The sequence below is a fragment of the Pseudomonas sp. C7.1 genome (assembly GCF_056312395.1).
On record NZ_JBWDTL010000002.1, the window covers coordinates 242,645 to 250,000 of the forward strand.

Consider the following 7,356-nt stretch of genomic DNA (forward strand, 5'->3'; position numbering starts at 1 on the left):
TCCTCTTAAAGTATTTAGAACGGGCGAACCACGACCAGAATGACAATGCCAAGCAAGGCCAGCACGGGCGCTTCATTGAACCAGCGGTAGAACACATGGCCGCGCTGGTTCTCGCCACGGGCAAAGACCTTGAGTTGGGCGCCGCACATAAATTGGTACACCACCAGCAGCGCCACCAGGCTCAGCTTGGCGTGCATCCAGCCCTGGCTGAAGTAGTAACTCGGGTTAAGGCTGATCAGCCACAGCCCCAGACCGACGGTGAGAACCAGCGACGGCCACATGATCCCGCGATAGAGCTTGCGCTCCATGATGCAGAAGCGCTCGCGGCTGACCTCGTCGGTGCTCATGGCGTGGTAGACGAACAGGCGCGGCAGGTAGAACAGGCCGGCGAACCAGCAGACCATGGCGATGATGTGCAGAGCCTTGAGCCAGAGATAGAGCATTGTTCGAACTCGTTGTAGGAAAGTGCCCCCGATAGTAGTGGGCATGACCGTCTCCGTCATCACTGGTGGCGCTCAAGTGTTGGCCCCTGGCCGAAGCGGCCGTATCATCGGCAGCTTTCCACTGCTGTATTGCAAAGGGGCAAGTGATGATCAAGGTCGGAATCGTCGGCGGCACGGGCTATACCGGTGTCGAGCTGTTGCGTTTGTTGGCGCAACACCCGCAAGCGCAGGTCGAGGTGATTACCTCGCGCTCCGAGGCCGGCATGCGTGTCGACGAGATGTACCCGAACCTGCGCGGTCATTACGACAACTTGGCCTTCAGCGTGCCGGACGTGGTCACCCTGGGCGCCTGTGATGTGGTGTTCTTCGCCACGCCGCACGGTGTGGCCCATGCCTTGGCTGGCGAGCTGCTAGCCGCCGGGACCAAGGTGATCGACCTGTCTGCTGACTTCCGCCTGCAGGATGCCGACGAATGGGCCAAGTGGTACGGCCAGCCGCATGGTGCGCCGGAACTGCTGCCTGAGGCGGTCTACGGCCTGCCGGAGGTCAACCGTGAAGCCATCAAGCAGGCACACCTGATCGCGGTGCCAGGCTGCTATCCCACCGCCGCACAGCTGGCGCTGATTCCGCTGTTGGAGGCGGGCCTGGCTGATACCACCCAAGTGATCGCCGACTGCAAGTCTGGAGTCAGCGGCGCCGGGCGTGGTGCCAGCGTGGGTTCGCTGTTCAGTGAAGCCGGCGAAAGCATGAAAGCTTACGGGGTCAAAGGGCATCGGCACCTGCCGGAAATCCGTCAGGGCCTGCGCCGGGCTGCCGGTAAGGATATTGGCCTGACCTTTGTGCCGCATCTGACGCCGATGATCCGTGGTATTCACGCCACGCTTTACGCCACCGTGGTCGACCGCTCGGTTGATCTGCAGGCGCTGTTCGAGCAGCGTTACGCCAACGAGCCCTTCGTCGATGTGATGCCCGCTGGCAGCCACCCGGAAACCCGTAGCGTGCGCGGTGCTAACGTGTGCCGGATCGCCGTGCATCGGCCGCAGGATGGCGACCTGGTGGTGGTGCTGTCGGTCATCGACAACCTGGTCAAAGGTGCGTCGGGTCAGGCGGTGCAGAACATGAACATCCTCTTCGGCTTCGATGAACGTCTGGGGCTGTCCCACGCGGCCATGCTGCCTTGACGGCCGGCTGGGAGGTTCGCCCCAGCGATCCCGGGCGTGCCCGGCGGCGACGCATGCTCGGGCTGCTGCTGGTGCTGTGCATTCCGCTGGCTTTCTATGCTGGCGGCTGGTGGCGGCAGTACAGCCAGCCTGCAGCGGTCGCGGGGCAGCCGGCCGAACCAGTGCGCGATGAGCAGTTGCTGCGCGAGATCGATGAGTTGCGTCAGCGCGTGGCGGTGCTTAGCAGTGCGGAAAAAGTCAGCCAGCAGGCCAACGAGCAGAGCCGTCTGACCATCAAGCTGCTGGAAGAGCAGATCTACAAACAGCAACAGGATCTGGCTTTCTACAAAGGCGTATTAGCGCCGGCCAGTCGTCGTGAAGGTTTGCGTATCAAGACCTTTGAGCTACAGGCCACGGACAGACCTGAGCATTTCCGCTACAAGATACTCCTTAGTCGCGTGGGTAAAGGTGAGGCGCCGCTGGAAGGCCAGTTGCAGGTGTCGATCGTCGGCAAGCAAGGCAAGCAGGATGTCACGCTCGAGCTGGCAGCGCTGAGCGCAGACTTGCCCGATGCCCTGCCTGAGCAGCCGATAGCCTTCGCCTTCAAGCACTTCCAGGCCATCCCCGAGGCTGAGCGCTTCGCCGAGCTGAAATTGCCTCAGGGTTTTATCCCGCGCGAGATCAAGGTGCGTGCCGAGGTAAAGGGTGAGAAGCCTTTGCTGCGCACATTCAAATGGAACAAAGAGGAGTGACTGTTCCCTATGTGGAATAAAGACAAGGCGCGTACTGATGTGCAGCGCTTCGCGGGTAAAACCAGCTTGATTGCGGTGGGTGCCGAGCTGCATGGCGATTTGCGCTTTCAAGGCGCGGTGCAGGTCGATGGCAAGGTCATCGGTAACCTAGTGGCCAGCGAAGGCATGGTGCGCGTCAGTGTGCAGGGCCGGGTTGAAGGTGAGATTCGCGCCCCCCATATAGTGATTGATGGTGAAGTGGTCGGTGATGTGCACGCCAGTGGCCATCTTGAGTTAGGCGCGCGGGCGCGGGTGCGGGGCAATCTGTATTACGCGCTGATGGAAATGGCCATGGGGGCGCAGATTGAAGGCCGTCTCTGCCGTTTACAGGACGATGCGCGGCCGCTGGAATTGCCAGAAACACTGGATGCCGCACAATAGTTGACCGATTTTCTCGGGTAAGCGGATAATGCCGATCAGAATGCAGTATGGCGCGCAGCGCCGGGAGTTAATCAGCATGAGCGTCGAAACCTTCACCCCCAGCGCTATGCAATTTACGCAGGGCGCAGCGAACAAGGTGAAGAGCCTGGTCGATGAGGAAGGCAACCCGCGCCTGAAATTGCGCGTGTTTGTAACGGGAGGCGGTTGTTCCGGCTTCCAGTACGGCTTCACCTTCGATGAAGAAGTGGCCGAGGATGACACCATCATCGAGCGCGAAGGCGTAAGCCTGGTGGTCGACCCGATGAGCTTCCAGTACCTGGCTGGTGCCGAGGTCGATTATCAGGAAGGTCTGGAAGGTTCGCGATTCGTCATCAACAACCCGAACGCCACCACCACCTGCGGCTGCGGTTCGTCGTTCTCGATTTGATTTACAGGTTGTTCAGGCTAATGCCGTGCCTTGTGCGCGGCGTTGTCGTTTCTGGGTGTCGCAAATATGCATGGATAATTAGGCGGGGTAGATCGCGCCGAGCACTCGTAGGCCGCGTGCGCCGGTGACGCTCGGCCGGTTGGCGGGGATGCCTTCCAGGCAGCAGTGCGCGAGCCAGGCAAAAGCCATGGCCTCAACCCAATCGGCTGGCACGCCATGCTTATCGGTACTGCTCACCTGGCTATTGGGCAGCAGCTGCGCAAGGCGGTGCATCAGCGTGTGGTTGTGTGCGCCACCACCACACACCAGCAGCATCTCGGTATTCTGCTGAGCGGCCTTGAGCGCCTCGGTAATGCTGATGGCGGTCAGTTCCAGTAGGGTTGCCTGTACGTCAACTGGGGCAAACGCCGGTAGGTTCTGCAGGTGCTGATCCAGCCAGGCAAGGTTGAACAGCTCGCGCCCGGTGCTCTTCGGGCCCTGAGTCTTGAAGTAGGGATCGCTCAGCAAGGTGTGCAGAAGCTGCATCTGTACCTGGCCACTGGCGGCCCACTGACCGTCCTGGTCGTATGTCAGGCCTTGATGACGTTGAATCCATGCATCCAGCAGTACATTGCCTGGGCCGCAGTCGAAGCCATGCACCGTCCGTTCAGGCTCAAGCAGGCTAAGGTTACTGAAACCACCAATATTCAGGATGGCGCGGGTGCTGCCCTCGCTGGCAAACAATGCCTGGTGAAATGCCGGAACCAGTGGCGCGCCCTGGCCGCCCGCAGCTACATCGCGGCGACGAAAGTCGCTGACCACGCTGATGCCGGTCAGCTCTGCGAGCAGGGCGGGGTTGCCGATCTGAATAGTAAAACCGCGCGCAGGCTCATGGCGCACGGTTTGGCCATGGCTGCCGATGGCGCGAACGCTGTGTGCGGGTATGCCGTGCTGCAACAGCAGCTCATTGATGCCCTGTGCGGCGAGCGCGACCCACTGCTGTTCGGCGATAGCCGCGCGGGCGAGCTCATCTGGGCCTGAGGCGCACAAGCTGAGTAAGTTGGTACGCAGCTCGTCTGGCATGGGCAGATAGCGCGTGCCAAGCAGGCAAGTGCTGTGTTCTTGTTCGATCAGCGCAATGTCCAACCCATCCAGGCTGGTACCGGACATCACGCCGAGGTAGAGGGGCATGGCTTAGCGCTGATTATTGAGGGCAAGCATCGTGGACTTCTCTTTGTCCATTTGCGCCATCAACGGCTTGCTCAACTGCATAAAGCGGGCTTTTTCGCTGCTGGCGATTGGGTCGGCCATTGGCAGCTTCTGGCTTAGCGGGTCAACGTGCACGCCGTTGACCTGGAACTCATAGTGCAGGTGTGGCCCCGTCGACAGGCCAGTGGTGCCGATGTAGCCGATGATCTGGCCCTGCTTGACGTTGCTGCCGTTGCGGATGCCCTTGGCAAAACCGTTCATGTGGGCATACAGGGTGCGGTAGCGTTGGCCGTGCTGGATGATTACAGCATTGCCGTAGCCGCCATGACGACCTGCCAGGGTGATGCGACCATCGCCGGCAGCCTTGATCGGTGTGCCGCGTGGGGCGGCGTAATCCACACCCTTGTGCGCGCGAATCTTGTTCAGCACTGGGTGGCGGCGCCCTGTAGAAAAGCGCGAGCTGATACGGGCGAAATCCACCGGGGTGCGGATAAAGGCTTTACGCATGCTTTCGCCATTGGCGCTGTAATAGCTGCTGTTGCCTTGCTTGTTGGTATAGCGCACTGCGGTATAGGTCTTACCGCGGTTGGTGAAGCGTGCGGAGAGGATATTGCCGGTGCCGACCTGTTTGCCGTTTACCACTTTCTTTTCGTAGATCAGCTCGAACTCATCGCCGTCACGAATATCCATGGCGAAGTCGATGTCGTAGCCAAATACGTTAGCCAGGTCCATGGTCAAGCTGTGCGAAAGGCCGGCACGTTTGGCTGAGAGAAACAGCGAGCTGTTGATCACTCCGCGGCTGTAAGTAGTCTGGACTTCAGGTTTTACCAGCTCACGTTTGAAGTTGAAGCCTTTCTCGCTTTTGGCCAGGGCAATGCTTTCCAAATCGCTGAGCTTGCTGTGCAGGCTTTCGAGCTGGCCATCCGCGCTGAGCTTGAAATCGAGCGTTTGGCCTACTTTCAGGCGTGTCAGCTGCTTGGCTTCCTTACTGCTGTTGAGCACTTCATGCAGGGTTGTTGCGCTCAGGCCCACCTTGGCAAATACCGTGGACAGCGTATCGCCATTCTCTACGCGAACAATGCGCTGCCGTGGGTCGATTTCTGGCGGTTTTTCAATCTGCGCGGCCTGCGGCTCATTATCTGTCGGTGCTTCGGTTGCCGCTGTGCTGGCGAACGGTGATTGGCGTGCCTGCGAGGCGGCAGAGTCCGGCTCGTCCTGCAGCTCGGCGTATTCTGCGCCGTTGTCCAGTTCAAGATTGATGTAGGTTTTCTTGGCTTCAACTTCGCGTGAGGGGAATACCAGTAGGGCTAGGCTCAGGAGGGCGGCAACGCCACTGGCTGCCAGAATATGGCTTTTGGGGTATAGCGGCGGCGCTTTAGTTGGAGAGGTCATAGGCTGCTTTTTTGATGTTAAAAATGAAAAGAAATAGATAAACGAAATGATGAATATGCAGTAACTGTATAAAATATAACCAAATCGCTAGCGAGGCAACCCCGGTTGTCGCGAGGTGGTCTTAGCGTAGGCGGGTGGTGGGCAGAACTTGTGCTTTGTCTGCGATCTTGTATGGTTGGTTCCCTTTCGTTTTTGAGTGGTCGTGAGTCCTGTCATGAAGTCGGTTGAAGAGCAGTTGGCGCTGATCAAGCGTGGTGCGGAAGAGGTTCTGGTTGAGGCTGAACTGGTTGAGAAGCTCAAGCGTGGTCAGCCACTGCGTATCAAAGCCGGGTTTGATCCGACGGCGCCGGATCTGCACCTCGGGCACACCGTGCTTATTAATAAGCTGCGCCAGTTCCAGGAACTGGGCCATCAGGTGATTTTCCTGATCGGCGATTTTACTGGAATGATTGGTGATCCCAGTGGTAAGAGCGCCACGCGTCCGCCGTTGACTCGCGAGCAGGTGTTGGAGAACGCGGAGACCTACAAGACCCAGGTGTTCAAGATTCTCGATCCGGCGAAAACCGAAATCGCCTTCAACTCCACCTGGATGGACAAGATGGGGTCGGCCGATTTCATTCGCCTGACCTCGCAGTACACCGTGGCGCGCATGCTAGAGCGTGATGACTTCAGCAAGCGTTACTCGACCAATCAGCCAATCGCCATTCACGAGTTCCTCTACCCGTTGGTGCAGGGCTATGACTCGGTCGCGCTGCAGGCGGATGTTGAACTGGGTGGTACCGATCAGAAGTTCAATCTGCTGATGGGGCGCGAGTTGCAGCGCTCTTATGGTCAGGCGTCGCAGTGCATTGTCACCATGCCGCTGCTTGAAGGGTTGGATGGCGTGAAGAAGATGTCCAAGTCATTGGGCAACTATATAGGTATCCAGGAAGCCCCTGGTGTCATGTACAACAAGCTGGTCTCCATGCCGGATGCTTTGATGTGGCGCTATTTCGAGCTGCTCAGCTTCCGTTCGATGGAGGAGATCGAGCTGTTCAAGCGTGATGTCGAACAGGGGGCTAACCCGCGTGACATCAAGATCAAGTTGGCCGAAGAGATCGTTGCGCGGTTCCATGGCGAAGAGGCTGCGCTCAGTGCCCATCGCTCTGCGGGCAACCGCATGAAGGAAGGCGAGCTGCCTGAGGATCTGCCAGAGATTGAGGTGTTGTCTGTCGAGGATATGCCAATAGCAGCGTTGCTGAATAAAGCCGGCTTGGTGAAGAACGCTGCGATGGCGCGTGATCTGCTGGGTTCCGGTAGCGTGCGTGTAGATGGTGAGGTGGTAGATCGCACCTTTATATATAAGGTAGGCGCTGCGCATACCTGTCAGGCCGGCAAGAAAGCGTTTGCGCGCATTACGCTTAAGCCCGACTCGTAATGCCTTAGGTGCGGTAGATTCGACAAAGCCGTTGAAGCGTCAGCTTCAACGGCTTTGTCGTTTCTGCAGGCGGCGCCTAGGTGATTGTATGGCTGCAGCCTTTGATTGCGGGGGTGTTGAAACAAAAGCGCAACAATCGGTTGACCTGCGTTCGCCA

8 protein-coding genes are annotated in these 7,356 nt (G+C 58.7%); 5 read left to right on the plus strand and 3 right to left on the minus strand.

Going from position 1 to position 7,356, the window contains the following annotated elements:
* Nucleotides 1-14: 14 nt before the first annotated feature.
* A complete protein-coding gene (hemJ, locus tag AC0T4W_RS02280; protein ID WP_476315625.1) occupies nucleotides 15-443 on the minus strand; it encodes a protoporphyrinogen oxidase HemJ in 429 nt (142 codons plus the stop codon).
* Between the two features lie 146 nt (nucleotides 444-589).
* Here hemJ and argC point away from each other — a divergent pair, with 146 nt between their 5' ends.
* The 4 genes from argC (at nucleotide 590) to erpA (ending at nucleotide 3,202) form a co-directional block, all read left to right on the plus strand.
* A complete protein-coding gene (gene argC, locus AC0T4W_RS02285) occupies nucleotides 590-1,624 on the plus strand; it encodes an N-acetyl-gamma-glutamyl-phosphate reductase (RefSeq protein WP_476315628.1) in 1,035 nt (344 codons plus the stop codon).
* A 53-nt stretch (nucleotides 1,625-1,677) separates the two neighbouring features.
* A complete protein-coding gene (locus AC0T4W_RS02290) occupies nucleotides 1,678-2,355 on the plus strand; it encodes a DUF6776 family protein (protein WP_476315631.1) in 678 nt (225 codons plus the stop codon).
* A gap of 9 nt (nucleotides 2,356-2,364) precedes the next feature.
* Entirely contained in the window at nucleotides 2,365-2,775 is a 411-nt protein-coding gene (locus AC0T4W_RS02295; protein WP_476315634.1) for a bactofilin family protein, read from the plus strand.
* Between the two features lie 76 nt (nucleotides 2,776-2,851).
* Entirely contained in the window at nucleotides 2,852-3,202 is a 351-nt protein-coding gene (erpA, locus tag AC0T4W_RS02300) for an iron-sulfur cluster insertion protein ErpA (protein WP_090256106.1), read from the plus strand.
* A gap of 78 nt (nucleotides 3,203-3,280) precedes the next feature.
* Here erpA and AC0T4W_RS02305 read toward each other — a convergent pair whose 3' ends face one another.
* Complete coding sequence (locus AC0T4W_RS02305; protein ID WP_476315639.1) at nucleotides 3,281-4,372, minus strand: anhydro-N-acetylmuramic acid kinase; 1,092 nt, start codon at nucleotides 4,370-4,372, stop codon at nucleotides 3,281-3,283.
* A gap of 3 nt (nucleotides 4,373-4,375) precedes the next feature.
* Nucleotides 4,376-5,782, minus strand: coding sequence for a peptidoglycan DD-metalloendopeptidase family protein (locus tag AC0T4W_RS02310; protein ID WP_476315642.1), 1,407 nt, complete (start codon nucleotides 5,780-5,782; stop codon nucleotides 4,376-4,378).
* Nucleotides 5,783-5,996: 214 nt separating this feature from the next.
* On the opposite strand from AC0T4W_RS02310, the gene tyrS reads away from it, so the two are divergent.
* Nucleotides 5,997-7,199 (plus strand): tyrosine--tRNA ligase, encoded by a 1,203-nt coding sequence (gene tyrS, locus AC0T4W_RS02315; protein WP_476315645.1) that lies wholly within the window; start codon nucleotides 5,997-5,999, stop codon nucleotides 7,197-7,199.
* Nucleotides 7,200-7,356 lie beyond the last annotated feature (157 nt).